This is a genomic window from Streptomyces sp. NPDC039736 (assembly GCF_055596485.1).
Genome location: NZ_JBVIUQ010000004.1, coordinates 477337 through 501965 on the forward strand (window position 1 = coordinate 477337; position 24629 = coordinate 501965).

The 24629-nt window shown below is 71.1% G+C and carries 44 protein-coding genes; 42 read left to right on the plus strand and 2 right to left on the minus strand.

The window, feature by feature from the left end; all coding sequences use genetic code 11:
- Window positions 1-6 precede the first annotated feature (6 nt).
- From ACZ56L_RS15360 to ACZ56L_RS15485, 26 genes are all read left to right on the plus strand, one after another.
- Window positions 7-351: a hypothetical protein gene (locus ACZ56L_RS15360; protein WP_471064360.1), complete on the plus strand. Its 345-nt coding sequence runs from the start codon at window positions 7-9 to the stop codon at window positions 349-351.
- The gene (locus ACZ56L_RS15365) at window positions 348-698 is read left to right on the plus strand and encodes a hypothetical protein (protein WP_471064362.1); all 351 of its coding nucleotides are present in this window, start codon (window positions 348-350) and stop codon (window positions 696-698) included. The genes ACZ56L_RS15360 and ACZ56L_RS15365 overlap by 4 nt, the downstream gene beginning before the upstream one ends.
- A gap of 103 nt (window positions 699-801) precedes the next feature.
- Entirely contained in the window at window positions 802-1176 is a 375-nt protein-coding gene (locus ACZ56L_RS15370) for a hypothetical protein (RefSeq protein WP_471064364.1), read from the plus strand.
- The gene (locus ACZ56L_RS15375; protein WP_471064366.1) at window positions 1173-1538 is read left to right on the plus strand and encodes a hypothetical protein; all 366 of its coding nucleotides are present in this window, start codon (window positions 1173-1175) and stop codon (window positions 1536-1538) included. Before ACZ56L_RS15370 ends, ACZ56L_RS15375 begins: the two co-directional genes overlap by 4 nt.
- Window positions 1535-2257, plus strand: coding sequence for a hypothetical protein (locus ACZ56L_RS15380; protein ID WP_471064368.1), 723 nt, complete (start codon window positions 1535-1537; stop codon window positions 2255-2257). Before ACZ56L_RS15375 ends, ACZ56L_RS15380 begins: the two co-directional genes overlap by 4 nt.
- Window positions 2257-3171 (plus strand): hypothetical protein, encoded by a 915-nt coding sequence (locus tag ACZ56L_RS15385; RefSeq protein ID WP_471064369.1) that lies wholly within the window; start codon window positions 2257-2259, stop codon window positions 3169-3171. The genes ACZ56L_RS15380 and ACZ56L_RS15385 overlap by 1 nt, the downstream gene beginning before the upstream one ends.
- Window positions 3171-4289, plus strand: a complete 1119-nt coding sequence (locus tag ACZ56L_RS15390) for a recombination directionality factor (protein WP_471064371.1) — start codon at window positions 3171-3173, stop codon at window positions 4287-4289. The genes ACZ56L_RS15385 and ACZ56L_RS15390 overlap by 1 nt, the downstream gene beginning before the upstream one ends.
- A complete protein-coding gene (locus ACZ56L_RS15395; protein ID WP_471064373.1) occupies window positions 4286-5011 on the plus strand; it encodes an exonuclease domain-containing protein in 726 nt (241 codons plus the stop codon). Before ACZ56L_RS15390 ends, ACZ56L_RS15395 begins: the two co-directional genes overlap by 4 nt.
- Window positions 5011-5373: a hypothetical protein gene (locus ACZ56L_RS15400; RefSeq protein ID WP_471064375.1), complete on the plus strand. Its 363-nt coding sequence runs from the start codon at window positions 5011-5013 to the stop codon at window positions 5371-5373. Before ACZ56L_RS15395 ends, ACZ56L_RS15400 begins: the two co-directional genes overlap by 1 nt.
- On the plus strand, window positions 5370-5957 hold the full coding sequence (locus ACZ56L_RS15405) for a hypothetical protein (RefSeq protein WP_471064377.1): 588 nt from the start codon (window positions 5370-5372) through the stop codon (window positions 5955-5957). Before ACZ56L_RS15400 ends, ACZ56L_RS15405 begins: the two co-directional genes overlap by 4 nt.
- Window positions 5954-6607 (plus strand): class I SAM-dependent methyltransferase, encoded by a 654-nt coding sequence (locus tag ACZ56L_RS15410; RefSeq protein ID WP_471064379.1) that lies wholly within the window; start codon window positions 5954-5956, stop codon window positions 6605-6607. The genes ACZ56L_RS15405 and ACZ56L_RS15410 overlap by 4 nt, the downstream gene beginning before the upstream one ends.
- Window positions 6604-6852, plus strand: a complete 249-nt coding sequence (locus ACZ56L_RS15415; RefSeq protein ID WP_471064381.1) for a hypothetical protein — start codon at window positions 6604-6606, stop codon at window positions 6850-6852. Before ACZ56L_RS15410 ends, ACZ56L_RS15415 begins: the two co-directional genes overlap by 4 nt.
- Complete coding sequence (locus ACZ56L_RS15420; RefSeq protein WP_471064383.1) at window positions 6849-7169, plus strand: hypothetical protein; 321 nt, start codon at window positions 6849-6851, stop codon at window positions 7167-7169. The genes ACZ56L_RS15415 and ACZ56L_RS15420 overlap by 4 nt, the downstream gene beginning before the upstream one ends.
- Window positions 7169-7465 (plus strand): hypothetical protein, encoded by a 297-nt coding sequence (locus ACZ56L_RS15425; protein ID WP_471064385.1) that lies wholly within the window; start codon window positions 7169-7171, stop codon window positions 7463-7465. The genes ACZ56L_RS15420 and ACZ56L_RS15425 overlap by 1 nt, the downstream gene beginning before the upstream one ends.
- Window positions 7466-7479: 14 nt before the next feature.
- Entirely contained in the window at window positions 7480-9270 is a 1791-nt protein-coding gene (locus ACZ56L_RS15430; protein ID WP_471064387.1) for an AAA family ATPase, read from the plus strand.
- A 61-nt stretch (window positions 9271-9331) separates the two neighbouring features.
- Window positions 9332-9652 carry a hypothetical protein gene (locus tag ACZ56L_RS15435; RefSeq protein ID WP_471064389.1) on the plus strand — a complete coding sequence of 107 codons (321 nt, stop codon included), beginning with the start codon at window positions 9332-9334 and terminating at the stop codon, window positions 9650-9652.
- Between the two features lie 66 nt (window positions 9653-9718).
- Complete coding sequence (locus tag ACZ56L_RS15440) at window positions 9719-10423, plus strand: hypothetical protein (protein ID WP_471064391.1); 705 nt, start codon at window positions 9719-9721, stop codon at window positions 10421-10423.
- Window positions 10420-10581: a hypothetical protein gene (locus tag ACZ56L_RS15445; protein ID WP_471064393.1), complete on the plus strand. Its 162-nt coding sequence runs from the start codon at window positions 10420-10422 to the stop codon at window positions 10579-10581. Before ACZ56L_RS15440 ends, ACZ56L_RS15445 begins: the two co-directional genes overlap by 4 nt.
- 103 nt (window positions 10582-10684) lie before the next feature.
- A complete protein-coding gene (locus ACZ56L_RS15450; protein ID WP_471064395.1) occupies window positions 10685-10867 on the plus strand; it encodes a hypothetical protein in 183 nt (60 codons plus the stop codon).
- Window positions 10864-11280, plus strand: coding sequence for a hypothetical protein (locus ACZ56L_RS15455; RefSeq protein ID WP_471064397.1), 417 nt, complete (start codon window positions 10864-10866; stop codon window positions 11278-11280). Before ACZ56L_RS15450 ends, ACZ56L_RS15455 begins: the two co-directional genes overlap by 4 nt.
- Complete coding sequence (locus tag ACZ56L_RS15460) at window positions 11277-11663, plus strand: HIT family protein (RefSeq protein WP_471064399.1); 387 nt, start codon at window positions 11277-11279, stop codon at window positions 11661-11663. The genes ACZ56L_RS15455 and ACZ56L_RS15460 overlap by 4 nt, the downstream gene beginning before the upstream one ends.
- A complete protein-coding gene (locus ACZ56L_RS15465; RefSeq protein ID WP_471064401.1) occupies window positions 11660-11998 on the plus strand; it encodes a hypothetical protein in 339 nt (112 codons plus the stop codon). Before ACZ56L_RS15460 ends, ACZ56L_RS15465 begins: the two co-directional genes overlap by 4 nt.
- Window positions 11991-12206 carry a hypothetical protein gene (locus ACZ56L_RS15470; protein WP_471064403.1) on the plus strand — a complete coding sequence of 72 codons (216 nt, stop codon included), beginning with the start codon at window positions 11991-11993 and terminating at the stop codon, window positions 12204-12206. The genes ACZ56L_RS15465 and ACZ56L_RS15470 overlap by 8 nt, the downstream gene beginning before the upstream one ends.
- 2 nt (window positions 12207-12208) lie before the next feature.
- Window positions 12209-12904 (plus strand): hypothetical protein, encoded by a 696-nt coding sequence (locus ACZ56L_RS15475; protein ID WP_471064405.1) that lies wholly within the window; start codon window positions 12209-12211, stop codon window positions 12902-12904.
- Window positions 12905-12907: 3 nt separating this feature from the next.
- The gene (locus tag ACZ56L_RS15480; RefSeq protein WP_471064407.1) at window positions 12908-13345 is read left to right on the plus strand and encodes a hypothetical protein; all 438 of its coding nucleotides are present in this window, start codon (window positions 12908-12910) and stop codon (window positions 13343-13345) included.
- Between the two features lie 91 nt (window positions 13346-13436).
- Window positions 13437-14126 carry a hypothetical protein gene (locus ACZ56L_RS15485; protein ID WP_471064409.1) on the plus strand — a complete coding sequence of 230 codons (690 nt, stop codon included), beginning with the start codon at window positions 13437-13439 and terminating at the stop codon, window positions 14124-14126.
- Between the two features lie 52 nt (window positions 14127-14178).
- Here the strand turns inward: ACZ56L_RS15485 and ACZ56L_RS15490 are convergent, their stop codons facing one another.
- The gene (locus ACZ56L_RS15490; protein ID WP_471064411.1) at window positions 14179-14379 is read right to left on the minus strand and encodes a hypothetical protein; all 201 of its coding nucleotides are present in this window, start codon (window positions 14377-14379) and stop codon (window positions 14179-14181) included.
- A gap of 71 nt (window positions 14380-14450) precedes the next feature.
- Window positions 14451-14678, minus strand: a complete 228-nt coding sequence (locus tag ACZ56L_RS15495; RefSeq protein WP_471064413.1) for a hypothetical protein — start codon at window positions 14676-14678, stop codon at window positions 14451-14453.
- Between the two features lie 170 nt (window positions 14679-14848).
- Between ACZ56L_RS15495 and ACZ56L_RS15500 the strand changes: the two genes are divergently transcribed.
- The 16 genes from ACZ56L_RS15500 (at window position 14849) to ACZ56L_RS15575 (ending at window position 24611) form a co-directional block, all read left to right on the plus strand.
- Window positions 14849-15157 (plus strand): hypothetical protein, encoded by a 309-nt coding sequence (locus ACZ56L_RS15500; protein ID WP_471064415.1) that lies wholly within the window; start codon window positions 14849-14851, stop codon window positions 15155-15157.
- Complete coding sequence (locus ACZ56L_RS15505) at window positions 15154-15309, plus strand: hypothetical protein (protein ID WP_471064417.1); 156 nt, start codon at window positions 15154-15156, stop codon at window positions 15307-15309. Before ACZ56L_RS15500 ends, ACZ56L_RS15505 begins: the two co-directional genes overlap by 4 nt.
- A 60-nt stretch (window positions 15310-15369) precedes the next feature.
- Entirely contained in the window at window positions 15370-16218 is an 849-nt protein-coding gene (locus ACZ56L_RS15510; protein ID WP_471064419.1) for a protein transporter Sec31, read from the plus strand.
- Window positions 16218-16388: a hypothetical protein gene (locus ACZ56L_RS15515; protein ID WP_471064421.1), complete on the plus strand. Its 171-nt coding sequence runs from the start codon at window positions 16218-16220 to the stop codon at window positions 16386-16388. Before ACZ56L_RS15510 ends, ACZ56L_RS15515 begins: the two co-directional genes overlap by 1 nt.
- Window positions 16385-16525, plus strand: coding sequence for a hypothetical protein (locus tag ACZ56L_RS15520; RefSeq protein WP_471064423.1), 141 nt, complete (start codon window positions 16385-16387; stop codon window positions 16523-16525). The genes ACZ56L_RS15515 and ACZ56L_RS15520 overlap by 4 nt, the downstream gene beginning before the upstream one ends.
- 143 nt (window positions 16526-16668) lie before the next feature.
- On the plus strand, window positions 16669-17088 hold the full coding sequence (locus tag ACZ56L_RS15525) for a hypothetical protein (RefSeq protein WP_471064425.1): 420 nt from the start codon (window positions 16669-16671) through the stop codon (window positions 17086-17088).
- Window positions 17085-17675 carry a hypothetical protein gene (locus ACZ56L_RS15530; RefSeq protein WP_471064427.1) on the plus strand — a complete coding sequence of 197 codons (591 nt, stop codon included), beginning with the start codon at window positions 17085-17087 and terminating at the stop codon, window positions 17673-17675. The genes ACZ56L_RS15525 and ACZ56L_RS15530 overlap by 4 nt, the downstream gene beginning before the upstream one ends.
- On the plus strand, window positions 17672-18466 hold the full coding sequence (locus ACZ56L_RS15535; RefSeq protein WP_471064429.1) for a hypothetical protein: 795 nt from the start codon (window positions 17672-17674) through the stop codon (window positions 18464-18466). The genes ACZ56L_RS15530 and ACZ56L_RS15535 overlap by 4 nt, the downstream gene beginning before the upstream one ends.
- Window positions 18467-18562: 96 nt before the next feature.
- A complete protein-coding gene (locus ACZ56L_RS15540; protein ID WP_471064431.1) occupies window positions 18563-18859 on the plus strand; it encodes a hypothetical protein in 297 nt (98 codons plus the stop codon).
- Window positions 18860-18963: 104 nt separating this feature from the next.
- Complete coding sequence (locus ACZ56L_RS15545; RefSeq protein WP_471064433.1) at window positions 18964-19398, plus strand: hypothetical protein; 435 nt, start codon at window positions 18964-18966, stop codon at window positions 19396-19398.
- A 187-nt stretch (window positions 19399-19585) separates the two neighbouring features.
- A complete protein-coding gene (locus tag ACZ56L_RS15550) occupies window positions 19586-19846 on the plus strand; it encodes a hypothetical protein (protein ID WP_471064435.1) in 261 nt (86 codons plus the stop codon).
- Window positions 19847-19920: 74 nt separating this feature from the next.
- Window positions 19921-20460, plus strand: coding sequence for a helix-turn-helix domain-containing protein (locus tag ACZ56L_RS15555; RefSeq protein ID WP_471064437.1), 540 nt, complete (start codon window positions 19921-19923; stop codon window positions 20458-20460).
- The gene (locus ACZ56L_RS15560; RefSeq protein WP_471064439.1) at window positions 20450-21727 is read left to right on the plus strand and encodes a PBSX family phage terminase large subunit; all 1278 of its coding nucleotides are present in this window, start codon (window positions 20450-20452) and stop codon (window positions 21725-21727) included. Before ACZ56L_RS15555 ends, ACZ56L_RS15560 begins: the two co-directional genes overlap by 11 nt.
- Entirely contained in the window at window positions 21727-21954 is a 228-nt protein-coding gene (locus ACZ56L_RS15565) for a hypothetical protein (protein ID WP_471064441.1), read from the plus strand. The genes ACZ56L_RS15560 and ACZ56L_RS15565 overlap by 1 nt, the downstream gene beginning before the upstream one ends.
- Window positions 21941-23521 carry a phage portal protein gene (locus ACZ56L_RS15570; protein ID WP_471064443.1) on the plus strand — a complete coding sequence of 527 codons (1581 nt, stop codon included), beginning with the start codon at window positions 21941-21943 and terminating at the stop codon, window positions 23519-23521. The genes ACZ56L_RS15565 and ACZ56L_RS15570 overlap by 14 nt, the downstream gene beginning before the upstream one ends.
- Window positions 23472-24611 carry a phage minor capsid protein gene (locus tag ACZ56L_RS15575; protein ID WP_471064445.1) on the plus strand — a complete coding sequence of 380 codons (1140 nt, stop codon included), beginning with the start codon at window positions 23472-23474 and terminating at the stop codon, window positions 24609-24611. Before ACZ56L_RS15570 ends, ACZ56L_RS15575 begins: the two co-directional genes overlap by 50 nt.
- The last annotated feature ends 18 nt before the right edge of the window (window positions 24612-24629 follow it).

Consider the following 24629-nt stretch of genomic DNA (forward strand, 5'->3'; position numbering starts at 1 on the left):
GACACCGTGACGATCAATTTAGTCGCTCCCGTCAGCGAGGTCTCCACGGAGACCGCCCAACGGGACGGGCACATGGCCGCCCTGTCGGTCGCCGAGCACATCATGAGCGCCTCGCCGGTCATCCCGACCGCGCTAGAGACGCGCTGCATGCCGTGGTCCGTGAACCGGCTGGAGTTGATGCTCCACTTCTTCGAGGAGCCCGACGCGGTCCGCCTCTTCGGCGAGACCTTCAAGCTCGTCGTGTCCGAGACCATGCGTGCCGACGGCCGTCCCGAGGTCCGCGCCGACGGCGTGGTCTCCGGAGTCCAGGTCCACGCGTGGTCCGGGGTGCCGACGGCGGTGACCGCGTGAACGCGCACCGTGTGAACAGCGCGGCCGGCGTGATTCAGGCCGCGATGGAGCAGGGCCGGCAGACGGCCGCGGGGATCGCGTGCGCGCTGGACTCGGCGCAGCTCCTCCAGGACCCGGAGACCGGCGCCGAGTTGGCCGCGCTGCGGGCCCGGGTCGCCGAGCTGGAGGCCGTGACCCCGTCGCCGATCCAGACCTGCGGGACCTGCGGGGCGGGCCACGAGCACGACATGCCGTGCCCCGTCTGTGAGTTCCATCAGCGCATGGCCGCCGTCAGCGCGGAGGAGCTCAGCCCGCGGGTGGCCAGGCTCCGGGAGCTGCTGGCCCGTCAGCGGGGTGACGCCTCGTGATCGTCCTCCAGATCCTCGCCGTCGTGTCGCTGGCCGTGCTCGTCGCGTTCTGCGCGCTCGGCCTCGACGACACCCACTACGACATGACCCACCGGGGGAACCGATGACCGAGGACCGTATGCCCACCGTGGACGGACCGTTCCGCATCCACGTCGAGGCGATCCCCGCCGGGGCCACGCTCGACATCTCGCACTACCTCCACACCCTGATCGTCTCCCTCGCCCACGCGGCCGAGGAGGACGGGCAGTCGGTCCTCGACGACCTCCGGCACATCGCCGGGCTGGACCGGTCGGCCGGCCATCAGGGGCCTGACTCGCATGCCGGGCACCAGCGGGACACCTGCGTGGAGACCCTTCTCGCCGAGCTGGTCGACGGCGGTCGCATCCCGGTGTACGGGGTGCAGGTGCTGCGGCTCGCGAACCGGCTCCAGGAGATCGGCCAGCCGAAGGCCGTGCAGCGTCTGGACGGTGTCGCGTGAAGAAGACCGTGGAAATTAACGGCCTGCTGGTCATCACCCCGCGCTCCGGTCGCCACTGGACGCCTGCCGACCACGCGTCCGAGACGGCGACGCTGCGCGACGAGATCATGCCTGCGGTGCAGCAGTTCATCCGCGACATGTGGGGCAACGGGATCGACATCGCGTTCACTGGCGACGAGGTCACCATCTGCACCCTGTGCGGCCTGACGTACGACGCGCTGACCGCCGAGAAGGCGGCCGTTGCTGCGAATCGGCAGGACCGGTACAGCGCCGAGGGCGAGCCCTACTGCTGCTCTGCTGCGATTGCCGAGTATCGGGCTGCACGTGGGATGCCGCCGGTGGACGAGGACGGTGCCGCATGAGCGCCGCCGAGCACCTGATCGAGGCAATCGCCGTGGGCTGCACCCGCGACGACCACGACCACGTGGCCATGCTGCGCGCCGAGGTCATCGCCGAGCGCGACGCGCAGACCATCGCGTGGCTCACGAAGAAGGCCCTTGAGTACGGGGTCTCCAACCGTGAGAACCGGGCCGCAGCCAGAGCCGTCGGAAGCATGGCCGACAAGCTCAGCCGCGGCGCCGTTCGCGACAACGAGACCGGGCTGTCCGAGCTGGCACGGCTCCGTGCCGAGGTGGACCGGCTTCAGATGCGGCTCGCCGAGGAGAAGGCCACGGCTTCGGCCGCGACGGCCACTCCTCTGGTGGTGTCCCGCTTCGACACCGCGATTGAGCCCGCACTCGAGGAGGAGCCCCTCCTCACCATCGGGTGCATCGCCGAGGACGGAACCCCGGTCGCCCTGCTCCTCGACCCGGAGACCCGGGCCAAGGTCGGCCGCTGGCTGCTCCCCGAGAAGGACGTGGACGAGCGGCTCGGCCGTCTCGCCGACCACATCCTCGGCGCCGGCGGCGAGTGGACCACCGGCAAGGCCCACCACTGGCTGGCCGCCGAGGTCGACCCCTGGGTGACGCGGCTCGCCGCCCGGCACGCACTCCAGCACCTGGCCGCGATCGGCTACCTGATCGAGCACGACCGTGCCGGGCGCCGGTCGTACACCCCGAACTATGCGAAGGCGGACGCCTGATGCAGACCACCGTGCAGGCCGGGGCTTCGGCCCCGGCCGCCGGCCGCAGGCGCAAGCCTCCGGCCCCCGCGCCCACCGGCGCCGACCGCATTCCCAAGCCCTCACAGGGCTGGTACCGCGTGCCCGGCACGGACATCAAGCTCCGCCGCGTCACCACCATCCTCGGCCAGGGCTTCCCCAAGCCCCAACTCGTGTTCTGGGCCGCCAATCTCACCGCCGCCGACGCATTCGCCACTCTCCCCGCCCTCGTCCGCGCCTCCCTGCGCACCGAGGACAAGGAGGCCGCCTACGACTGGCTCCGCAAGGGCCACACCCGCAAGAAGGACGAGCGCGGCGAAATCGGTAGAGCAGTCCACGACCTCGTCGAAGCCCACGTCCTGGGCAACCCGCTCCCCGAGGCGCTCCTGTCCGACGAGCAGATGGCCCCGTACCTGGAGAACTTCCTCCGGTTCGTCGCCGAGTGGGACGTCACCTTCGAGGCATCGGAGATGACCGTCGGAAACTTCACCGACGGATGGGCGGGGAAGCTCGACTTCCTGTTCCGCTCCCCGCGCATCGCTGCCGTGCTCGGCCTCCCCGCCGACACGCTGTTCATCGGGGACACCAAGACCGGCGGCGAGCTCGACGAGAAGGGTGTCTACCCCGAAGCGGGGGCGCAGATGTCCGCGTACCGGCGGGCTGAAGTGGCGTGGCTGCGGGACGGGACGCAGATCCCCATGCCCCTGGCGCACAGCGTCGGCATCGTTCTTCACCTCCGGCCGGAGGGCTACCGGCCGATGCCACTGAAGTGCGGCGACGACGTGTACGAGGCGTTCCTCCACGTCCAGCAGGTCGCCGAGTTCCAGCGGGTGTTGGCCAAGTCCGTCGTAGGTGAAGCACTCATCCTCCCCACCACTGAAGAGAGGGCCGTCTGATGCCCATCCTGGACCTCCAGATGCGGATGCGTCAGCTCGGCGAGATCCGCCTCGGGCGCGCCGTGGACACCGGCCGCGTCTCGCAGAAGACCGGCAAGCCGATCCTCCGTCCGGAGAAGCTCAACCACTTCCGCTTCACCTCGGCGTCCCGCGAGATCCTCGCAACCGTCGCCGAGCTGTACGGCGGCGAGGTCAAGCCCTGGACCCCCGCGAACGGCGGGCCCTCCGAGTTCGAGGTGTTCTCCACCACCAACCGGCTGCCCGTCCTGATCCCGCCACGGGACGCGGTGTCGCAGTGGTACGAGCTGTACGCCGGGTCGAAGTGCCTGCGCCGCTGCGATGGACAGACCGAGCACAAGAGCGACAAGCCGTGCATGTGCAACCCCGACAACCGGCAGTGCGCCATCACCACCCGGGTCAACGTCATGCTCCGCGACGTCCCCGCGCTCGGCCAGTGGCTGCTCGTCTCCAAGGGGTACCACGCCGCGGTCACCCTCCCGCCCGCCGCCGAGCTGCTGGCGCAGGCCGGCGGATACGTCGCCGGGTGGCTCGGCATGGAGGAGAAGCTCGTCCAGCGCGACGAAGGCCCGGCCCGGTTCATGGTCCCCACCCTGGACGTCGAGATCACCCCGACCGCCTTGATGGCCGGAAAGATCAACGGGGGTACCCCGGCGGTCGCGTCCGGGCCGGAGCGCGTCGCGATCACCGGCGGGCGCCCGGACTACGCCGCACTCGCTGCTGTGGCCACGACGTCCGGTGCGGTCGCGGACCTGTACCGGCAGGCCGTGGCCGCCGGGCACATGGACGAGGCACTCGCCGCGACCTTGACCGCACGCGGTGAGGCGCTGAAGCCGAAGCCGACACCGAACGTGCCCCCGGCCCCGGCCGTACCGGAGCAGGTGCCGGACGAAGACGGCGCCGTGGAGGCGGAGGTTGTCGAGGACGACGACGTCGAGGCGATCTGGTTCCAGATCATCGCCGCCGCCGGAGCCCACGGCATGACCACCGACGAGGTCGAGTCCGAGTTCGCCCGCACCAACGGCGGCCAGCTCCCCGCGACCGCCCCGCCAGCCGCGCTCCGCCGCTTTCTGGCTTCGCTGAAGGGGGCCCGCGCATGAGCTGGCACCTCGGCCGCATGTGCGGCTTCGACCTGGAAACCACCGGCATCGACGTCGAGTCGGACCGCATCGTCACCGCGTGCGTCGTCCAGTGCGGCGGCAAGCACCCCACCCAGTCCGCGACCTGGCTCGCCGACCCCGGGGTGGACATCCCCGAGGGCGCCGCGAAGGTCCACGGCATCACCACCGAGCAGGCCCGCGCCGAAGGTCAGCCCGTCGGGCAGGTCGTCGAGCAGGTGGTGGCCGCCCTCGTGCAGGTCGTCCTCTCCGGGATCCCGATCGTCGCGATGAACGCCAGCTTCGACCTCACCCTCCTCGACCGCGAGGCGCGCCGGCACCGGGTGATGCCGCTGGCCGACCGAGTCGGTGACGAGCTCCGTGTGATCGACCCGCGGGTGCTGGACAAGGCCGTCGATCGGTACCGGCGCGGCGGACGGAAGCTCGAAGACCTCTGCCGCACCTACCAGGTTCGCCTCGACGGTGCGCACTCGGCGGACGCCGACGCGATCGCTGCGTGCCGGGTGGCGTGGCGGATCGCGTCGACGAAGCAGCAGATCGGCGGCAAGAGCCTCGACGAGGTGCACGCCGCGCAGGTCGGTTGGGCGCGCGAGCAGGCCGAAAGCCTCGCCGACCACTTCCGGCGCACGCCCGGTAAGGAGCACCAGGCCGACGGCGTCCGCACCGAGTGGCCCCTGATTCCGTACCAGGCTGGAGGCAACTGATGTTCAGCACACGAACTCGTCGCATCGCCGAGCTGGAGGCGCGAGTCGAGCGCCTCGTCGAGCAGCGCGACGTCGAGAAGGCGCACCGGATCGCCGCCGTCTCCAGCATGTCGACGGTCGCCGGGCATGCCGACCTCGACGCCCGCCGGTACACCGCCGCCCTGTCCCGGTACCAGCAGCGCCTCGCGCGCCTCGCGTACGCGGTCGTACGGCTGCGCCGCGATCTGGCCGCCGCCGACCGCCGGTGCCGCGCGCTTCAGGCCCGCCTGGACATGGCCGTCGGTCTCGACCACCCGGACCTCGATCTCGGCACCTCCTGGCAGGAACGCCGGGCCGACAAGGTCAAGGGCGGCGCCCTGTGACCACCCTGTTCGACGTCACGACTCCTGCGGCCGGGCTGTCCCCCCGCCCGGCCGCAGGGCCCACCCCCCTCGTCATCGGCCTCGACCTCTCCCTCACCTGCACCGGCGTCGCCGGGGCCGGGTGGTCGGAGATCGTCCGTACGAAGCGGCGCGGCGACGACCGGCTCCACTTCCTCACCATGGCCGTCGGCGACTACATCAAGCAGGCGGACCTCGTCGTCATGGAGGGCCCCTCCTACGGACACGGCGCCCTCGCCGGACACGAAGACCTCGCCGGCCTCCGCGTCCTCATCCGGCAGTACTGCTACCGGCACCGCATCCCGTACGGCGTCGTCCCGCCGTCCTGCCTGAAGCTGTACGCGGCCGGGCGCGGCAACGCGACCAAGGGCGAGGTCCGCTCTGGTGTCGCCGAGCGCTTCGGCCACCACACCGAGGGCGTCGGCCGCTACGACCAGGCCGACGCGTACACCGCGATGGCCATGGGGCTGCACCACCTCGGCCACCCGCTCGCCGCGGTGCCAGAGCGGGAAACCGCCGTCCTGACCAAGTGCCAGTGGCCCGACGTCGTGGCGGTGGCAGCATGAAGCCCACTCTCCTTGACCTCTGCTGCTGCTCTGGCGGCGCCGCAGCCGGCTACGCGGACTACTTCGACATCACCGGCGTCGACATCGTCCCGCGCCCCCGCTACCCGTACGACTTCGTCCAGGCCGACGCCATCGAGTACGTCACCGCCCACGGCCACCGGTACGACTTCCTCCACGCCTCGTGGCCGTGCCAGTACGACGCAGCGATCACCCGGGGAACCAACGCGCACCTGCGAGACCAGTACGCCAACCTCTTGCCAGCCGGGCGTGCGGCCATGCTCGCTACCGGCCGCCCCTTCGTGATCGAAACCTCGGCCGCTCGGCCCGACATCGTCCTGTGCGGAACCCAGTTCGGGCTGCCGATCCTGCGGCACCGCCGCTTCGAGGTCCACGGCTGGACCCCCATGGGCCTGCCCCACACCCCGCACAAGGGGCGTGTCCGCGGCTGGAGGCACGGCCAATTCCACGAGGGCGAATACCTCGCGGTGTACGGCAAGGGCGGCGGGAAGGCCACCGTGCCCGAGATGCAGGCGGCCCTCGGTATCGACTGGACCGACGTCCACGAAGAACTCACCGAGGCCATCCCACCGGCTTACACCCGGTTCCTCGGCGAGCAGGCCGCCGCTCAGCTCGCCGGGGGCGTGAGGTGAGTGCCTACCCCCTGCCCGACGGCAGGACCATCACCGGAGCCCTCACCGTCCGCCTTGGCCAGCAGATCCGCGACGGCCGGTGGATCGAGAAGCCCGCCGCGAAGTACGAGTGCCTGCTCTGCGAGACCACCGAGGGCCCCGTCTCCGGCGCCCACGCGGTCACCGCGTTCGTCCAGACCATCCGCCACACCCACCGGGCCACCTGCCCGGGGCACCCCGCCCAGCAAGGAGCACACGCCGCATGACCCTCCACATCGACGCCGACGTCAAGGTCGACTCCAAGGTCCTCACCGACGTCGCCGAAGCCCTCGAACCCTTCGCCACCCAGATGTTCAAGCAGCGCGCCGGCCGGTGGATGGCCGTCGTCGAGCTGTCCCACGTCGAGCGCACCGAGCCCGGCCCCGAGGAGGACAAGGCCCCCTCCGTGAAGGTGAGGATCACCTCCATCGAGGTCGCCGGGGACGAGATCAGCGGCGGCCGACTCCGCGGCCTCCAGCGGGAGATGTACGACCGGCGCACCTCCGGCGGCACCCTCTTCGAATCCGAGCAGCGGAGCGCCTGATGGGCGGGGCGCGCAGGCCGGACAGCGCCCGTTGCCCGGCCTGCCGCGCCCCCACCCTCACCCAGCTCGTCGGCCGCACCGCCGCCCTCACCGTCACCGCCGACCTGCGGCCGCTCACCCCCGCCGAACAGGCCGCCCTACGCGGTCCCAACCGGCTGATCTGGTGCCTCTACCGGGCGGGCCCCCACACCCCGCCCCGCCTCCGCTGGACCGGCACCTGGCACCCCCCGGACTGCCCCCACCCCCACGTCACCGACCACCAGTGCCCACCGGCCGAGCCCACCACCCTTTTCTGATCGGAGCCCTGCACGTGGAGAACGTCCGCCCCTTCCCGCGCGACTCGGCGGATCCGCACGGCCCCGAACACCTCGACGCCGAGCGGTACGTCCTCGGCGACTGCATGCACAACGCCCACCACATCCCCACCCTCCGCACCACCCTCGACCGCAGCGACTTCGAGCACCCCGCCCACGAACTGGTCTGGGACACCCTCGGACGCCTCTACGACGACGGCCAGCCCACCAACCCTCTCGCCGTACAACTGGAGCTGGAAAAGCGCGACGAACTCAAGCGCGCGGGCGGCGCCCCGTACGTCAACCACCTCGCCGACTACGCGTCCGGCGCCCCGCAGTACTACGCCGAGCAGGTCCGGGCCCGCGCTGAACTCCGCGCAGAGGCCGACCTCGGCCGCCGCATCGTCCAGACCGCCACCGCCCACGACGCCGAACCCGGTCGCGTCGTCACATTCATCGACGACTACCTCACCCGGCAGAAGGAACGCGCCGCCGGCCGCTCCGGCGACCCCGCGGACGCCCTCCTCGCCGAACTCCTCGACGCGTCCAGCCTCGACAACATGCCCACCCTGGAGCCCCTCGTCGGGGACCTCCTCCACCTGGACACCCTGGCCCGCATCATCGGCCCGTCCGGGCACATGAAGTCGTTCGTCACCATCGACATCGCGGCCCACGTCGGCACCGGCAAGAAGTGGCACGGCCAGTACGTACGACAGGGCACCGTCGTCTACCTCGTCGCCGAAGGCGCCCGCGGCATCCGCCAGCGCGTGCGCGCGTGGGAGAAACACCACGGCATGAAGATGAAGAACGTCCTCTTCCTGCCCCGCCCCGTCCAGGCCCGCGGCCCCGAGTGGGACGTCCTGATCGAGGCCATGCGCCGCCTGCGCCCCACGATGATCGTCATCGACACCCAGGCCCGCGTCTCCGTCGGCGTCGAGGAGAACTCCAACACCGAACTCGGCATCGTCATCGAGCGAATGGACGACCTCCGCCGCGCCACCGAAGCGTGCGTCCTGCTCATCCACCACACCGGCCACATCGGCGAACACGGCCGCGGGGCCTCCGCCGCCAAGGGTGCGTTGCAGTCGGAGATGCACGTCTCCAAAAAGGGCGACAACGCCCGCAACATCGTCGTCACCATGAAGGTCGGCAAACAGAAGGACTCCGAGGAAGGCACCGACCTCCAGTTCGGCCTCAAGGTCGTCACCCTCGACGGTGAGCACAAGCCCGACGGCCGGCCCGTCACCTCCGTCGTCTTGGAATCCCGCGACGCACGCCCCAACGTCCCCGCGATCGGCACCCCGGAGTGGCTCATCCGCCGCCTCGACACCGACCGCGTCGACATCCGCTGGGGCAGCCCCCGCGTCATTGAGTGGTGCCGCGAGCGAGGCATCCAGATGCGCAAGGACAAGATCGAGGAAGCCGTCCGGGCACGCAAGCGGAGGGGCTCCTTCGACGAGCTCCACGACGCCCGAAATGACCTCCCCCCGAACCTCCCCCGCGATCTTGAACACGAACTCCCCCACGATCAAGGGGGGAGTTCGGGGGAGTTCCAACAAAACCCCAGGTCAGACCTCCCCCCAAGCCTTGGGGGAGGTCCGGGGGATGGCCCATCAAAAACTCCCTCCCCCCGCTCCCCCTCTAGGGAGGGGGGAGGTGTGGGGGAACACGAAGAATCCCCCAGCAACACCAGCCCCGTATGTGACGAATGCGCGCGCCCCCTCAACACCGACTGGGCCAAGCGCGGCTACACCACACATCTCGGCTGCGACCCCACCACAGGCACCCACCCACACGACGCCGCCTGACCGCGGACATCCGGTTCCCGCCGGCCCCGCGCGCTACGACCCACACCACCAGGAGACCCACATGCCCGAGATCACCATCCCCACCAACGCAGGCCCGGCCACCGTCACCGCCACCGAGCCCCTGCCCGGACTCCACGTCTACAAGATCCCTGACGGGGTCAGCACTGGCTCCACGTACCGGTGGGTTCTCGCGCACCACGAAGGTGCGGCCCTGGCCAGCTTCGAGACGGAGCAGGCCGCTCTCCTGGCCGCGGAGAAGGTCGCGCCGCTCGCGGACTGGACGCGCAACGCCATGACGGCCGCGAACGAGCTCGGCCCCGGCGGCATGAAGGACCTCACGGTCCTGCTGTCCGACGTCGGCGGCGATCACCCCAACGCCTGACCTGTCCGTCCTTGTGGGGCCGGCCACCACCGCGGCCCCACCCCCGCAACACCCCGAGGAGCAGCAGTGACCGACTTCGGCGCCGTCCTCGCCCACCTCGTCGCAGCCGTCCGTACCGCCGCCAACGCCAGCCCCGATGACTTCACCCTCGCACCACCCACCACCGAGGAGCAGCACATGCCCGAGCAGCCCGCCGACCGCGTCACCCTCAACCGAGCCCAGATGGCTGGGCTTCTCGCCCACCACGCCGACACCCTCGCTGCCCGCTGGGACGCCAACATCCCCGACCCCGCGGCCTACGCGCTGCGCCGTCACGCCGACGCGCTGACCGCCGCCGAGGAGACGCCGTTCGTACGGGATCTGCTGGACTCGGCGATGACCGCCCTGGCGTCGGTGCCGGGTGACCTGGAGACGACCGCCCGCGTCTTCGCCGGACTCCACCAGTCCGCCGAGGCCGACGTCGCCCGCGTCACCGCCCTGTACGAGCAGTGGGTGCAGGCCGGGCCGCCCCCGCTCGGCACGATCATCACCCGCTGGTGGGACAAGCGCCTCGCCGAGCTGCACGACGCGCTCGTCCCGCCGACCGCCGAGCCCGCGGCCGCCGACCGGGTCGCCGGGCTCACCGACGCCGAGCGGCAGTTCCTCTCCTTCGCCCTCGACCTGGCCGCCGAGCAGATGGCCTCGCGTGGCGACGAGTTCACCGACGAAGACGAGGCCGCCCTGAAGAAGCTCCGCCGCCTGGCCGACACCGCCGAGGGGAGCACCTCGTGACCACCGCCCTCGACGCGCTCCTCCACACCCTCGCCTCGCTACCCGCCCCGGGCCCGGTCCTCGTGGCCGGCGCGGTCATGGTGCTCTGCGCACTGCACATCTGCGGCCACCTCGCGCCGCCCCTGCCCTGGACCCGCACGACCAAGGAGGACCGGTGATCGACCCGCTGACCGCCTTCGCCTTGCTCGCGATCGGCGCGCTCGTCCTCCTCCTCCTCGGGACGGCCCTCGCCCTCGTGCTGATCTGGAAGGACAACCGCCGATGACCGCCGACAACTACCCCGCGATCCAGTGCGACGGACCTGCGGAGTGTGGCGCGGAGATCACCCACCCGTTCGCGAAAACCGTCACCGAACTCCGCCGCCTCCGCCGCCCCGACGGCTGGCACACCCGTCCGAAGGGCCGCGACATCTGCCCCAACTGCTGGAAGGCAGGCCACCGATGACCCCGTACGTCCGCACACAGACCCTCCTCGCCACCCTCGCCGCCGGCTGCGGCCTCTCCGCCGTCGCCTGCGTCCGCTCCGGCCTCCCCTGGCACGCAGTCCTCTGCGGCTCGATCGCGATGTTCCTCGTCGGGGCGTCCGCCCAGAGCAGGGACTCCCACCTCCTCGCCCGTCGGCGCGCCGAGGCAGCCGAACGTGTCGCTCGCCCGGCCGACGCCGGGGACGGCGTCTTCACCGCGTGCTGCATCCCGTGGGGCGAGACCCAGTCCGTGCACGCCGCCTCCTGCCCCGCGGGCATGGACACCGCGATGTGCGACCTCGACGCCGCGTGCTGCGAAGGGTTCTGGACCTCCCTCGGCGACAGCCACACCGCCACCTGCGCCACCCGCGCCCGGAAGGACCGAGCAGCATGACCGAGCAGCCGTGTCCGTTCTGCGAGATCATCGCAGGCCGAGCCGAGGCCAAATGGATCGTCGACCCCGACACCTGGGACGACGCAGTGGCCTTCGCACCGCGCGGCCCGATCACCGAAGGGCACTGCCTGATCGTGCCCAAGGTGCACGTGCGCGACTTCGCCGAGAACCCCGAGGTCTACGCAGCCACCTCCCGCCGAGCGGCAGAGCTCATGCGGTGGACGGATCGGCCCATGAACGTGATCACCTCACGCGGCCGGGAAGCAACCCAGTCCGTGTTCCACCTCCACGTACACCTCGTGCCCCGCACAGAGAACGACGGCCTGGCACTCCCCTGGTACAGCGGCCGATCCACCCGCGCTCGGAAGGAACGAGCAGCATGACCGAGCCCACCGCCGAACGGCTGCTCCACCTCGTCGACCGCGCCGCCGAAGGCCGACTTCTCCCCGCCGAGGCCGCGGTGCTTCGCGCGGAAGTGAAGCAGCTCTTCGCAGGCCTCACCCACGAGCAGGGGCGCGCCGAGCAGGCCGAGCGCCGTCTCCTCGCCGCCGCGCAATTGGCCGCTGACGAGCGCGGCCGCGCGTTCGCCGCGGAGCAGCGCGCTGAACACGCATCCGCAGCGCCCGACACCGCCAGCGCAAGCAAGTGTGTGTCCTCGCACTGCGTCGAAGGCCAGCACGTGATCCTCACCGGCCCCACGGAGACCAGCCGTGCCTGACCCTCTCCCGCCGTTCTCCGGCGACTACGCCCAGTGCCCCAAGTGCTCCAACGCCGGTGCCCGCACCGAGTGGAAGGACATCGCGCACCACGGCGAGCAGCTCACCCGCAGTTGCGACCGCTGCGACTACGAGTGGGCCGAAGCCATCAACCCGCCCACCGCGGCAGGGACCGAAGAGACCAACTCCCCGACTTACATGGAGCGCTGACCGTGGCCACCGCCAACACCTACCGCGAGACCACCGCCGCCTGGCTCCAGGCCAACCACGTCAACCCCAACCACGTCCCGCGCGACTCCGACATCACCATCCGCACCACCCCGAACGGGACCCGGGTCCTGCACTACGAGATCTTCGTCCGCGACGAGACGGGCCACTTCTACGCCGGCCCCGACGGACACGCTGTCACTGAACGGGCAGAGGTACCCCTCGTAGCCGAACCCCCGGACCACTGGCGGCCCTTCGAGAAGCCGTCCCGCGGCCAGCTCGCGGAGGCCGCGAAGTACTGGGAGCAGCAGGCCGGGACTGCGGCCGGGGAGCGGGACACCGTCTACCGGGAACGCGCCCACCTCGTCGCGCTCCTCGCCGCCATGACCGACGGCGCGGTCCTCGCGCCGGCCTCCGACGTCGACGAGCCCGGCTGGCACATCGCCTACCTGACCATCGGCGGCCGGCAGGCGTCCTGGCACATCCACCCGCGGGACGCCGACCTCTTCACGGACGTGCCCCTCGCGACGGCGGACGACCCGCGCGCGAAGTGGGACGGGCACAGCACCGAGGAGAAGTACCGGCGCATCCGCCTCCACACCCAATACCTGGCCCGGCACTGCGGGCCCGCGTGCGCGGAGGGCCACACGTACACCGGGCGCTGCGAGGGCGCACCGGCCGCCGAGACGACGGAGGACTGACCCATGGCCCGCACCAACGACATCCTGACCCAGATCGACGACGCAGTCAGCGACTGGACCGTCAGCGTGGACGCCATGCGCAGCCAACCCACCACCTTCCACGGCCCAGACACCGTCCTCCAGATCCAGGACGAGACGGGCGCATGGCAGACAGTCGACGGCGTCACGTCCATCGAGATCGAGCCCGACATTGAACCGCTCCGGGCAGCCCTCGCCCAGGTTCCGGCGGCCACAGCCGACCGGCAGGCCGCCACGAAAGCGGTGATCGAGCAGATGGTCCGCAACTGCGAGCAGGCCGTACGGACCGCGGGTGAAGCCCTCACAGCGTTCGCCCGCGCGGTGCAGACATCCGGGCTGGTCGACGAGCAGGGCAAGCTCGTCCGCTCCGACCGGCCCGCCTGGCAGTCCCCCTACGGCCCGCCGCCACGCCACCGCCGCTAAACACGCAGAAGGGGCGCGCCTCTCGTCTCCCCAGACCAGGCACGCCCCACCAGTGCTGATCACCGTACCGCCCCGCACCCCAGGAGCCACGATGACCACCACCCGCGCCGCCCTCCACCTCCTCACCCTCCGCTGGGCCGACCTCAACGACAGCCTCACCATCGGCACCAACCGCTCCTGGTACGGCGTCGGCATCCGCCACCACCTCGCCGACACCCGCGACCCCGACGACGACCCAACCCCCAGCCTCCGCGCCCTGGAGCGCCGGCCGGACCAGATCGGACAGCGGCCCATTCCCCTCGACCTCACCGTGTTCGCCGCCATGCAGGACATCACCGTGGACATGCGGGACTGCGCCGACGTGATCGCCTCCCGCGTCCAGGTCGCCCCGATCCTCGCCGCACCCCACGGGCTCGCCCTGCCGCCCGGCAAGGCCGCGCGTCGGAAGGCCGAGGCGGCGCGCGATGCGGCCGACCCGCGCCGGTGGCCCATCGGCGCCCCGCTCCCGATGGAGACTGCGATGAGCTGGCTCACCGCGCGCGAGGCCGGGCAGCCGGGCCCGTTCCGGTTCTTTGAGGAAGCCGACCACGAGATCGTCCGCGGTTACGTGCGCACTGCGCTGTGGCGAGCGGAGCAGGCCCTCGACAAGGGCGTCCACGCCGGGCTCACCCTCGCGCTCCCGTGCCCGCGGTGCGGCGGGCAGGTAACGATGCAGGGCGCTCGCGCATCGTGCTCAGGGTGCCGATCCCAGTGGACCGACGGCGAGAGCGCGGCCGCGTAGGTATCGGGGCTCCGTCCGTGCGCCCGCCGCCGCCCCGGACGAGCCCGGACAGCTACGCCTCGGGGGCTGGGTGGCGGACGCGTCGCTTCAGCTCCTGCTCGACCTTGATGCGCGGCTGCTCCGTCGCTTCAGCGTGCGCGACGGTCGCTTCGTGAACCGCGACCGCGGTTGCCAGAGTGAGAGTGCCGGCCTGGATCTCCGCCCAGGCGGTGCGCTCCAGCTCGATCAGGTCTTCAGAGAGTTCGATAGCCACCGGCGGATCGTATCTGCACAGCGCGAGGCCCCCGCCACGACCCGGCGGGGGCCTCGCGCGTGCACGGGCGTCTACCCGACCGGTCGGTCCTTGAGGTCCGTACGTTCCCCCTGCCGTGACTTCCGCGCCGCGAAGTACGGGCGCGCGAGCCGGTAGTCGACCGCCTTCGATCGGCCCACCGGCACGACGGCGGGGAAGTCCGGGTCTTCCCGGTGGAGCTGTGACACCCGCTGGTGACTGATGGAGGCGACGACGCCGTCCTCCACCAGCCGACGCGCGAGCTCGCGGAACGAAACCATGTCCGGCCCTCCTTCGGCCTCGGCCATGGGCACCATTCTCTCTGACTTCCTAGCCATATGGCTAGGAAGTCGCTACCTTGGATCGGGCAACAACAAGAACGGCCCCGGCCGGCGCTTGCGACGCCACATGGCCGGGGCCAGCCACCACCTGACCTGACCAGGAGATGACCGTGACCGATCGTATCTGTGCCACCCAGCCCGATGAAGGGCTCCGCCGCGTCCACGCCGCGTCGCCGGCATCCCGCGACCGTGTCCGGGCCGCGCTCGCCACCATGGCGACCATGTGCCGCCAGCACCCCGGCGACCCCCTGGACGACGCCGGACGGCTCGCCCTCGCGAACGCGGCCAGCGCCACCGCGACGACCGGGGTCGCGGAGATCCTCGACGTCGCCCCGCGCATCTGGACGCCCACCACCCGCGGCGAGTACGCGCTCGTCCTCGACAAGGCCACGTACTCCATCACCGAGGCGGCCCGGTGAGCGCCGACGAGCGGCCCGACCGCCGCCTTCGCGCGAACACCACCGCCGACGAGCCCGCGACGCCGGCCGCGTGCCGCCGCGACTACGAGGCCGGGGCCGCCGACCGGACCACGTCCGCGAAGCAGCAGGCCCGCGCCGACCGCCGCCGCTGACCCACCCGGCCGGGCCGCCCGCCGCAGCGGTCCGGCCCCTTCTCCTCCCGGAGCTGCTCCGTGAAGACCCGCACCACCATCGCCACCCGCAAGGTCCCGCACACCGTCAACGGGAAGACCCGCCTTGTCGACGACGAGTACGAGATCGTCCACCCGGAACCCCCGCGCGACTGGGATCAGCTCGTCCGTACCGGCCTCACCATCGCCGCGGCCGTCGTCCTCGTCGCCTCGGTCACCTGGTCCACCGCGTCCATCGGCGACCTCCTCGCCCGCGTCACCATCGCGCCGGCCGCGTACGCCGCCGCGGTGGTCTTCGACCTCGCGTGGATCGCCTGCCTGGCCGCCGAGTGGCTCGCCCGCTACGACCCGAAGCGCGCCACCCTGCCCCGCCGCGCCGGGTACGTCGCCCTCGCCCTCGCCATGGGCGCCGTCGCCGCGCACGGCCACCTCGCTGGCGTACTCGCGATCGGCATCGTCGGCGCAGCCGTGTCCGGGCTCGCGAAAGGGCTGTGGGCGATCGTCCTCAGCCAGCACGCCACCCCGCTCGACCCCCGCACCCAGCAGTGGGTCACCCAGGAGCGCGCCGAGTCCGGCGGGCGCCTCGCGATGATCGCCGTCCGCCGCGAACTCCTCCGCGCCGAGCACCAGATCGCCGCCGAAGCCGCAGCACTCCGGACCAGCCCGGACGCCGATCCGGACCGGTCGGACGAGTCCGCGGACGATCCGGACGCCGACATCCTCCCCCTCGTCTCCGGGGCGCTGACCACGAAGGACGCGGTCCGGACCGCGTGGGACAGCGGACTCCGCGACGAGGACACGATCCGCCGGTGCGCCAGCGATGCCCTCGGCAAGGCCGTCTCCCCCGACACCGTGAAGCGGTACGTCCGCGCGCTGAAGGTCGGCGCGTGATGGCCCTCGCTGCCCTGATCGGTTTCCCCGCGCTCACGATCCTCGCCGCACTCGGCGTCGTCGCCACCCATCCTCGCGGCCGCCTCCGCTACACGCTTCACGGCATGGCGGCCGTGGCCGGGTTCACCCTCGGCACGATCGTCGGCGTTCTCCTCTGGAGCCACACATGATCTACCTGTACCTCGGCGCCGGGCTCCTCGCCCTGATCGTCGCCCTCATCACCCGTTCCCAGAAGCGGCGCGACACCGCAATCGGCGCCGTTCTCGTCGCCCTGCTGATCGCCCTGATCTTCGGGAGCCAGTGGTGACCGACCCAATCACCCCCACCCGGATCATCCCCGCCGGCCACCCCCTGCCCGCCCCCCCGAAACCCACCGCCCCGCCCCCGCCTCCCCCAACGCCACCAGCCGCCTGGCCCCGCCCCGCCCCACCGCCTGCCGCACCGCCAGCCGTGCCGCCCACGCCCACGCGCGAAGTTCACTTCCACACGCACTACGTCTTCACCGGCCTGCCCGCCGTACCCGAGCCGGAACCCGGCCCGGCGTGGTGGACCAAGTGCCGCCCCTTCTACAACGCGCTGTGCATCCTCGCCGGATCCCCGGTCACCACCTGGTGGACGAACGTCCTCGGCGCCGCCCGCGACGAGGCCGGACTCGCCGGGGCCTGGGTAATCGCCCTGATCCCGCTCGCGATCCTGACGTTCGCCGACCAGGTGTACCGCGTCGCCGCGGCCGGGGCCGCCGACGAGCTGTGGCTCCCGAAGGTGCGCGCCGCCGCCGCCCGGACGCTGCTGTGGTCCGCACTCATCGCCACCGCCGTCGCCCTGCCCTTCCTCACCGTCGTCTACGTCCTGACGGGAGTACGCCCATGACCGTCACCCTCGCGGCCGGCCTCGACGGCATGGCCGCCTACACCGTCACAAGCGCCGGGCTTGCCCTCGGCGTTGGGCTCCTCACCGTCGAGCACATCACCTGGTGGCGCGGCGGCGCAGCGGCAGCCGGAGCACCCCCCGGCGGAGGAAAAGCCAAGGACCCGAAGGCCCTGATCCCGTTCTGGTTCGGCATGACCTTCGGGACCCTCATGGTCGCCTGCCCCGCCGGCCTCCTCGGCTACGCCTCCGGCGTACTGCGCTGGGGCGGCAACGGTCTCGGCGGGCTCGTCATGTCCTGGATGACCGGCCAGAGCCCCTCCACCGTCGCCGCCTCATCCGCTCCTCGTCTCGACGGCAACGGGGCCATCGTCGTGGTCGTCCTCGTCTTCGTCCTGTTCCTGATGCGCAAGAAGTTCCCCAAGGACTCGAAAGGCAAGTTCAAGAAAGGGGTGTTCTGCGGGGCACTCCTCGCGATCGGCACCGGGATCTTCGCCATCGTCGGCGACCTCGTCGTCCCCGGGGCGAACTCGGTCGGCGCATGGGCGATCACCTCAATCACCACGGGCGACCTTGGGGGGCTGGTGTGACGACCACCCAGTGGCTCCGCACGGCCTGCCGGCGCATCGGACGCGGCTCCGGGTACCTCTGCTGGGCCCTCGGACGCCGCAGCGCCCAGGTTGTCCGCCGGTGGGCCGGCGGCATCCGCGGCTGGCTGGGCGCGGCCAGCGGCTGGGAGTGGTGCCTCCGCGCCGGGATCCTCCTGGTCCTCGCCCTGGTCGTCCGCCGGGTCGGAGGCGGACTCCTCGGGTCCCTCGCACAGCACTCCGACCGCCTCGCGTGGCTCCTCTGGCCGGTCACCATCGGATGGTGCATCGCCGCGTACCGCAGCCACAACCAGCCCCGCAGCGACACCCCCGAGCCTCCCGTTGCGGCCAGCGCTGCCCCGGAAGCCCCGACGGCCGACGGCCCCGCCCCGCTCATGGCGTGCGAGTTCATCGACCACCTGCACGCAGCGATCGGCGATGGGAAGGGCGCGCACCTGACCGTCCTCGCCGAGCACCTCACCGAAGCGACCAAGAGCCCATGGTCCTCGGCGGACGTGCGCCGGGTGTGCGGCAACGTGGGCGTGCCCGTAGTCGACGGCGTCCGGATGCCCGGCCGCAGCCCCTCCACAGGGGTCCGCCTGGACGCCCTCCCCGCCCCTTCTCCGAACCCTCCCCCGGGTGCCGTAGGAGGTGTAGGAACCGCAGGTCAGGAACCGCCTACAGGGACTCCTACACCTACACCTACAGGCCGCTCCTACGAGATCCGAGACGACCCGGGGAACCCCCACCGGCACACCGTCCGCTGGCACGGCGAGGGGGTGAACAAAGCATGATCACTTACCTGTTGGCTGTCATCGAACTCGACTTCTGCGAGAGCTGCGGATGGTGGACCCGCCCTCACTGCGGCCACTGACCCGCCACACTGAGGTATGGACAAGCGACCCTCGCCAGGCACTCTCAGCCAGAATCGAGTCTCCGTCCTCGAAGACGCCCTCAACCTCTTCGAGGCGAACCTCAACCCCGACGACCCCGTCCATCGCCAGGCCGCGCAACTCGCCAACCTGAACGTCCAGATCGCCCACGAGTACGTGAACCTCATGACCCAGGTTGACCCTCTTCTGCCCCCGGCGGACCGCGAGCGGATCATCTCTGCACATCAGGAGCGTGCGCTCGAAGCGATGTCTCGGCTGACTGAGATCCTCGGACTCGAAGACGAAGTCGGGTAGCACCATCACACTGGCCTCAGGGCCCCGCCGCGGAACACCCCCGTCGCGACGGGGCCTTGTCACGTTCCCAAGACGCCAGCCGGCCACCGCCGTAGCCTCATCCCATGGACGTCCGAGGTACTCCCTTCGCCCTGCTGTCCGGTCCCGTCGACCGCCGCGAGGATGCACTGACCGCGCTCGCCGATGCGCGCATCTCCGCCGAGCACGCGGCGGATCGTGGAGACAACGTCATCGCCGCGTACTTCCACTGGGACGGAAGGCCCACTCAGGAGGAACTGGAAGGTCTTGGCGAACGAGCTGCCAACGTGGTGAAGGGCACCGGGTACACCCTCGACACGGTTGGCACCTACGAGGGCAACACCGCTTCGACGAAGCACGTCCGCGTGATATCCACCGGGGAGTGGCTCGGGTTCCTGTACGACTCCGATCACCTAGCACTGTCCGAGGAGAGCCTCGCGGCGCTGCTACAGCGCCGCGGCTTGAAGAGGAACGACGTCGAGCTGTGCGACCCGCCCGAGTTCCAGGTGCCATTCGCGTAGCCACTACGTCCGTAGTTGCGTTCCGGCCGATCATGCCCCATCATGAGCCGCAGATCCGGCGTGCCCGGAAACAACAGCCCCGCCACCGCGCGGGGCTGACGCATGTCACAGGACCGCAACACCCGCCCCCGGCGCGGGCCTTCCTGCCACGCTGACCCCACCGTCACCACAACACAGGGGTCACACCATGGGGTTCATCAACCAGGCCAAGGCCGACAGCGCCGAGAAGGTCGCCGCGGACGCGTACCAGGCCGGCCGATTCATCCTCACCTTCAAGATCATTGAGGCGAACTCGACCCACCGCAGCACCGGCCTCATGTCCGGCGTCGGCGAGCAGATCGAAGCCATCGAGCGGCAGGGCTGGACCCTCAGCAACATGGCCGCCGCCGAGGGCAAGGCACTCTCCGGTGACCGCACCGCCCTCATCTGCGTCTTCCGGCGCCGCTGACGGATCCCCCCATACCGGCCCGGCCGCTGCCTTCACCCGCGCGCGGCCGGGCCTTCGCACGCCAGGAGGTGCCCATGCCCGCCAAGAAGGCACGCCCGGTCACCGACGAAACCCGTGCCGACGTCCGCCGCCTCCACGCCGAGGGCCACGGCCGCAACGAGATCGCCCGCCGGCTCGGGCGCTCACCCCGCACGATCAGCGTCCTCGCAGCCGACATGGGCCTCGACTTCGACCGCACCGCCACCGCCGTCGCCACCCAGGCCCGCGTCATCGACGCCAAGGCGCGCCGCGCGGCGATCATCGAGGGCCTCTACGACGTCGCCGAGGACGAACTCGCCTACCTCCGCCAGACAGGACCGTACGACCTCGTCGAAGTGTCCGTCGGCAAGCCCGTCCGCTACCAGGCAGACCGGCTGCCGGCACACGACCGCAAAGCGCTCGTGGCCGCGATCAGCGGGGCCACCGCGTCCGCCGCCCGCCTGGAGGCCGTCGACAACGACGGCGGCGCCGACGAGGCGCGCAGCATGGTCGGCCAGCTCCTGACCGGGCTGAACACGATCTACCGGGAGCAGCACCAGGCTGCCGTGGACGAGGGGGCCGGTGATGCTCCGTGACCTCGGCCTCCCGCTGTCCCCGAAGCAGATCGCGTCCATCGTGGAGGCGCAGGACGCACCTCTGGCCCTGTGGTCCGGTGCGGTCTCCAGCGGCAAGACCATCGCGTCCATCGTCGCGTTCCTGATCGGCATCACCACAGCCCCCGATCACGGGCTGATCGTCGTCGTGGGCCGCACATTGCAGACGATCGAGCGGAACATCTTCGACCCGCTCCAGTCCACGCACCTCTTCGGGCCGCTCGCTCGCCACGTCCACCACACCACCGGGTCGACCACCGCAGTCGTCCTGGGCCGCACCGTCCATCTGATCGGCGCGTCCGACAGCAGGGCCGAGGGCCGTATCCGCGGCTCTACGATCGCCCTCGCCTACGTCGACGAAGCCACGTTGGTACCGCAGTCGTTCTGGATGATGCTGCTCTCCCGCTTGCGGGTCGGCAGCCAGTCGAAGCTCCTCGCCACGACGAACCCTGACGGGCCGTTCCACTGGCTCCGCAAGGACTTCATGCTGAAGGCCGGCGAGGTCGGGCTGACGTCGTGGCACTTCACCATGGACGACAACCCCAGCCTCGACGCCGGATTCATCAGCCGCCTCAAGGCGCAGTACACGGGCCTGTGGTACCGGCGGTTCATCCTCGGTGAGTGGTGCCTGGCCGAGGGCGTCGTTTTCGACACGTGGGACGACGCGAAACACGTCGTCGACATCCTCCCGGCTATGCAGCGGTGGATGTGCGTCGGTGTGGACTACGGCACTGTCAACCCGTTCTCCGCGCTGCTCCTGGGCATCGGTGTGGACCAACGCCTTTATGTGGCCTCGGAGTACCGGTACGACTCCCGGAAGTCTCACCGCCAGATGACCGACGCCCAGTACAGCCGAGCAGTGCAGGAGTGGCTCAGCTCGTACCGGCATGGTGGTGAGCGGGGAGTACGCCCGGAATGGATCTTCGTAGACCCCAGTGCCGCGTCCTTCACCACGCAACTGTGGTCGGACGGCGTGCCCGGCGTCGCCACGGCCAACAACGAGGTGCTGAACGGGATCCGCAGCGTCGGCGTCGCCCTCGGCGCCGGCCTGCTGTCCGTCCACCGCTCGTGCGAAGGGCTCCTCTCCGAGATCCCGTCGTACGCCTGGGACGAGCAGGCCGCGCAGCGCGGAGAAGACAAGCCCGTGAAGCGCGACGACCACAGCGTGGACGCCCTGCGGTACGCCCTGCATTCCTCGGCGTACGAGTGGCGTGGGCTGCTGCGCACCGAGATGGAGGAGGCCGCCTGATGCCCGCCACCGTGCCCCTGCCGGTCTTCCTGCGCGTCGGCGAGGACGGAGATGAGTGCGAGATCGGCACCCTCGACGTCCCCGTCCGTCTCCGTCTCAGCGGCGACCCGACGCCGGCCGTCCCCCAGGACGAGTTCGATGTGCGGCCCGCCCTCGCCGGGCTGCTGCGCGCCACGGCCGACTACATCGAGACGCCCGACGAGGAGGTGGATGATGCCCCTGCCTGACAAGGGCACCAGGTGGCCGCCCATCCACCCCGCCATCCAGTCCGACATGGCCGACTGGTCCGCCTGGCTCGCCTCGAACCCCGACCGCCTCGCCTACCGCTACCGCAACCGGCATCGCGACCAGGCCCGGTTCGGGACCGCCACCCGGCCCTCGCAGTACCGGGGCGGAGTCGTCGGTCGGATGTCCCGCTGGTTCTGGGGCGAGCCCACCCCGCTCGGTGAGAAGCGCGCGAACCTGCTGATGCCGCTCGCCCGGGACATCGCCCGCACCAGCAGTGACCTGCTGTACTCCGAACCGCCGGCCCTCAAGGTCGAGGACCCGCGCACCCAGGCCGTGCTGGAGAACCTCCTCGACACCGGGCTGAAGCGCACTCTGATCGCCGCCGGTGAGACCGGGGCCGCTCTCGGCGGGTCCTACCTGCGGATCGTGTGGGACGACGCCATCAGCCCGTTGCCGTGGATCGGCCGCGTCCGCGCCGATGCCGGGGTGCCGGAGTTCGCGCACGGGGAGAAGCTGCGCGCGATCACGTTCTGGACAGTCCTGGAGACCGATGGGCAGAGGGTCATCCGGCACCTGGAGCGGCACGAGCCGGGCGTAGTCCTGCACGGGGTGTACGAGGGCACGGAGGACAACCTCGGCAAGCCCCGCCCGCTCGCCGATTTCGCGGCCACCAGGTCACTCCTGCCCGCCCGGGTTCTCCCGGCGGGGATGGAGCAGCGGCTCCTCGTCGCCTACCTGCCGAACACGATGGACGCCCCCGACTGGGTCGACATCCCCGGCGCGGCAGGGCTGGGCACCTCGGACTACCAGGGTGCGGAACCGCTGCTCTCGGCGATCGACGAGGCGTACACCTCCTGGATGCGGGACATCCGCCTCGCGAAGTCCAGGATCATCGTCCCGGCCGGCTTCCTCTACTCCAACGGCCCCGGTAGCGGCTCCGTATGGGAGGACCGGGAGGTGTTCTCCGCGCTGAACATGCCGCCCACCGGCGATCAGGGCATCACCCTGAGCCAGTTCAAGATCCGGCACGAGGAGCACCGGGCCACCATCGAGGACTGGACCGGGAAGGTCATCCGCAACGCCGGCTACTCCGGCGGCACGTTCGGCGACGACGGCGACGGTGCGGCGGTCACCGCGACCGAGATCAAGGCCCGTACCGCCCGGAGCATGACCACCCGGGCCCGGAAAGCCGAACTCGCCGCACCGGGTATCGCGGACATCACCGAGTCGTGGCTGATGCTGCTGGCCTCGGGCCTGTTCCGCGGCGCGCCCGCGGTCGAGGTCGTACGGCCGGATGTGGCGTTCCAGGACAGCGTGCAGGACGACATCAAGACCCTCGCCGAGACCGCGGAGCTGCTGCGGCGTGCCGAGGCCGCGTCGACCGCGACCCTCGTTGCTCTCACTCGCCCGGACCTGGACGAGCGGGCCCAGCGCGAGGAGGTCGACCGGGTCCTGGCGGAGTCCGGCCGTGCTGTCGCAGACCCGGCGATGACCGGGGCGGAAGGGGAGGACGGTTATGCCGGTTTCCCCAGCGATGGCGGAGGACCTCGCGGCGAAGGTGCGTGAGCTGTACGAGGAGGCCGAGTACGCCCTCCTGGGCCACCTCGCGCGCGCCCTGGCGCAGGACATCGACAGCCCCCGGTGGGCGGAACTCAAGCTCGCGGCGGTCGGCGATCTGCGCCGGGCTGTCGAGGAGATCGCCCAGGCGCTGGAGCAGGATGCGACCGGGGCGGTAGCCGCAGCGCTCATGGAGGCGTACACCCGGGGACGGCAGGCGGCTGTCGCGGAGATGGGCGGTCTCGACATCGGCCGTGAACTGGCCGCCCGCCGGGCCCTGCCGAACGCACCCGCCGTGGACCGGCTGGCCCTGTCGTACGCCCGCGACACCCGCCCCCTCTACCTCCGCATCACCCGCGCCGTCCTGGACGTGTTCCGCTCGGTGATCACCCGGGTGTCCGGGGTGGTGCTCCTGGGCGGACTCACCCGGCGGCAGGCCGCGCAGCGCGCGCTGGACGAGTTCGCGAAGAAGGGCGTGACCGGGTTCGTCGACAAGGCCGGCCGCTCATGGGACATGGCCTCCTACGCCGAGATGGCCGTGCGGTCCGTGACCGCCCGCGCCGCGATCGACGGGCACATCGACACCCTGGCGGAGATCCGGGTGGGTCTGGTGATCGTGTCGGATGCGCCGCTGGAGTGCCCGCTGTGCGCGGTGTGGGAGGGCAAGGTGCTCACGCTGGGCCCGGAGACCGGAGTACGCACGATCCAGGCCGAGCACGCGATCCAGAACGGGGGGCTGTTCGCGCCCACGCGGATGGTGACGGTGCAGGTGGCCGGGTCGCTCGCCGAGGCCCGCCAGAAGGGCCTGTTCCACCCGAACTGCCGCCACTCCGAGTCCGCGTACCTGCCGGGTGTGACCACGCGCCCACCGCGCCACGAGACGCCCGGCACCACGTATGAGGACACCCAGCGCCAGCGTGCGATCGAGCGGAACATCCGCGCCTGGAAGCGCCGGCAGGCGGCGGCCGTGGATGAGCCCGCCCGCAAGGCCGCGGGGGCGAAGGTCCGCGAGTGGCAGAAGAAGGCCCGCGAGCATGTCGCCGCCCACGACGCCCTCAAGCGCAAGCCTCAGCGCGAGCAGATCACCTCTGCCCGCTGAACCGAGACTTCCGGCGCC

Excerpts from the sequence above, each read along its gene's own strand:
- ACZ56L_RS15370 (WP_471064364.1), top strand. The coding sequence starts at position 802 with ATGACCGAGGACCGTATGCCCACCGTGGACGGACCGTTCCGCATCCAC.
- ACZ56L_RS15380 (WP_471064368.1), top strand. The coding sequence starts at position 1,535 with ATGAGCGCCGCCGAGCACCTGATCGAGGCAATCGCCGTGGGCTGCACC.
- ACZ56L_RS15385 (WP_471064369.1), top strand. The coding sequence starts at position 2,257 with ATGCAGACCACCGTGCAGGCCGGGGCTTCGGCCCCGGCCGCCGGCCGC.
- ACZ56L_RS15390 (WP_471064371.1), top strand. The coding sequence starts at position 3,171 with ATGCCCATCCTGGACCTCCAGATGCGGATGCGTCAGCTCGGCGAGATC.
- ACZ56L_RS15395 (WP_471064373.1), top strand. The coding sequence starts at position 4,286 with ATGAGCTGGCACCTCGGCCGCATGTGCGGCTTCGACCTGGAAACCACC.
- ACZ56L_RS15400 (WP_471064375.1), top strand. The coding sequence starts at position 5,011 with ATGTTCAGCACACGAACTCGTCGCATCGCCGAGCTGGAGGCGCGAGTC.
- ACZ56L_RS15410 (WP_471064379.1), top strand. The coding sequence starts at position 5,954 with ATGAAGCCCACTCTCCTTGACCTCTGCTGCTGCTCTGGCGGCGCCGCA.
- ACZ56L_RS15420 (WP_471064383.1), top strand. The coding sequence starts at position 6,849 with ATGACCCTCCACATCGACGCCGACGTCAAGGTCGACTCCAAGGTCCTC.
- ACZ56L_RS15425 (WP_471064385.1), top strand. The coding sequence starts at position 7,169 with ATGGGCGGGGCGCGCAGGCCGGACAGCGCCCGTTGCCCGGCCTGCCGC.
- ACZ56L_RS15435 (WP_471064389.1), top strand. The coding sequence starts at position 9,332 with ATGCCCGAGATCACCATCCCCACCAACGCAGGCCCGGCCACCGTCACC.
- ACZ56L_RS15450 (WP_471064395.1), top strand. The coding sequence starts at position 10,685 with ATGACCGCCGACAACTACCCCGCGATCCAGTGCGACGGACCTGCGGAG.
- ACZ56L_RS15455 (WP_471064397.1), top strand. The coding sequence starts at position 10,864 with ATGACCCCGTACGTCCGCACACAGACCCTCCTCGCCACCCTCGCCGCC.
- ACZ56L_RS15460 (WP_471064399.1), top strand. The coding sequence starts at position 11,277 with ATGACCGAGCAGCCGTGTCCGTTCTGCGAGATCATCGCAGGCCGAGCC.
- ACZ56L_RS15465 (WP_471064401.1), top strand. The coding sequence starts at position 11,660 with ATGACCGAGCCCACCGCCGAACGGCTGCTCCACCTCGTCGACCGCGCC.
- ACZ56L_RS15480 (WP_471064407.1), top strand. The coding sequence starts at position 12,908 with ATGGCCCGCACCAACGACATCCTGACCCAGATCGACGACGCAGTCAGC.
- ACZ56L_RS15485 (WP_471064409.1), top strand. The coding sequence starts at position 13,437 with ATGACCACCACCCGCGCCGCCCTCCACCTCCTCACCCTCCGCTGGGCC.
- ACZ56L_RS15495 (WP_471064413.1), bottom strand. The coding sequence starts at position 14,678 with ATGGTTTCGTTCCGCGAGCTCGCGCGTCGGCTGGTGGAGGACGGCGTC.
- ACZ56L_RS15515 (WP_471064421.1), top strand. The coding sequence starts at position 16,218 with ATGGCCCTCGCTGCCCTGATCGGTTTCCCCGCGCTCACGATCCTCGCC.
- ACZ56L_RS15520 (WP_471064423.1), top strand. The coding sequence starts at position 16,385 with ATGATCTACCTGTACCTCGGCGCCGGGCTCCTCGCCCTGATCGTCGCC.
- ACZ56L_RS15530 (WP_471064427.1), top strand. The coding sequence starts at position 17,085 with ATGACCGTCACCCTCGCGGCCGGCCTCGACGGCATGGCCGCCTACACC.
- ACZ56L_RS15540 (WP_471064431.1), top strand. The coding sequence starts at position 18,563 with ATGGACAAGCGACCCTCGCCAGGCACTCTCAGCCAGAATCGAGTCTCC.
- ACZ56L_RS15545 (WP_471064433.1), top strand. The coding sequence starts at position 18,964 with ATGGACGTCCGAGGTACTCCCTTCGCCCTGCTGTCCGGTCCCGTCGAC.
- ACZ56L_RS15550 (WP_471064435.1), top strand. The coding sequence starts at position 19,586 with ATGGGGTTCATCAACCAGGCCAAGGCCGACAGCGCCGAGAAGGTCGCC.
- ACZ56L_RS15555 (WP_471064437.1), top strand. The coding sequence starts at position 19,921 with ATGCCCGCCAAGAAGGCACGCCCGGTCACCGACGAAACCCGTGCCGAC.
- ACZ56L_RS15560 (WP_471064439.1), top strand. The coding sequence starts at position 20,450 with ATGCTCCGTGACCTCGGCCTCCCGCTGTCCCCGAAGCAGATCGCGTCC.
- ACZ56L_RS15565 (WP_471064441.1), top strand. The coding sequence starts at position 21,727 with ATGCCCGCCACCGTGCCCCTGCCGGTCTTCCTGCGCGTCGGCGAGGAC.
- ACZ56L_RS15570 (WP_471064443.1), top strand. The coding sequence starts at position 21,941 with ATGCCCCTGCCTGACAAGGGCACCAGGTGGCCGCCCATCCACCCCGCC.
- ACZ56L_RS15575 (WP_471064445.1), top strand. The coding sequence starts at position 23,472 with ATGCCGGTTTCCCCAGCGATGGCGGAGGACCTCGCGGCGAAGGTGCGT.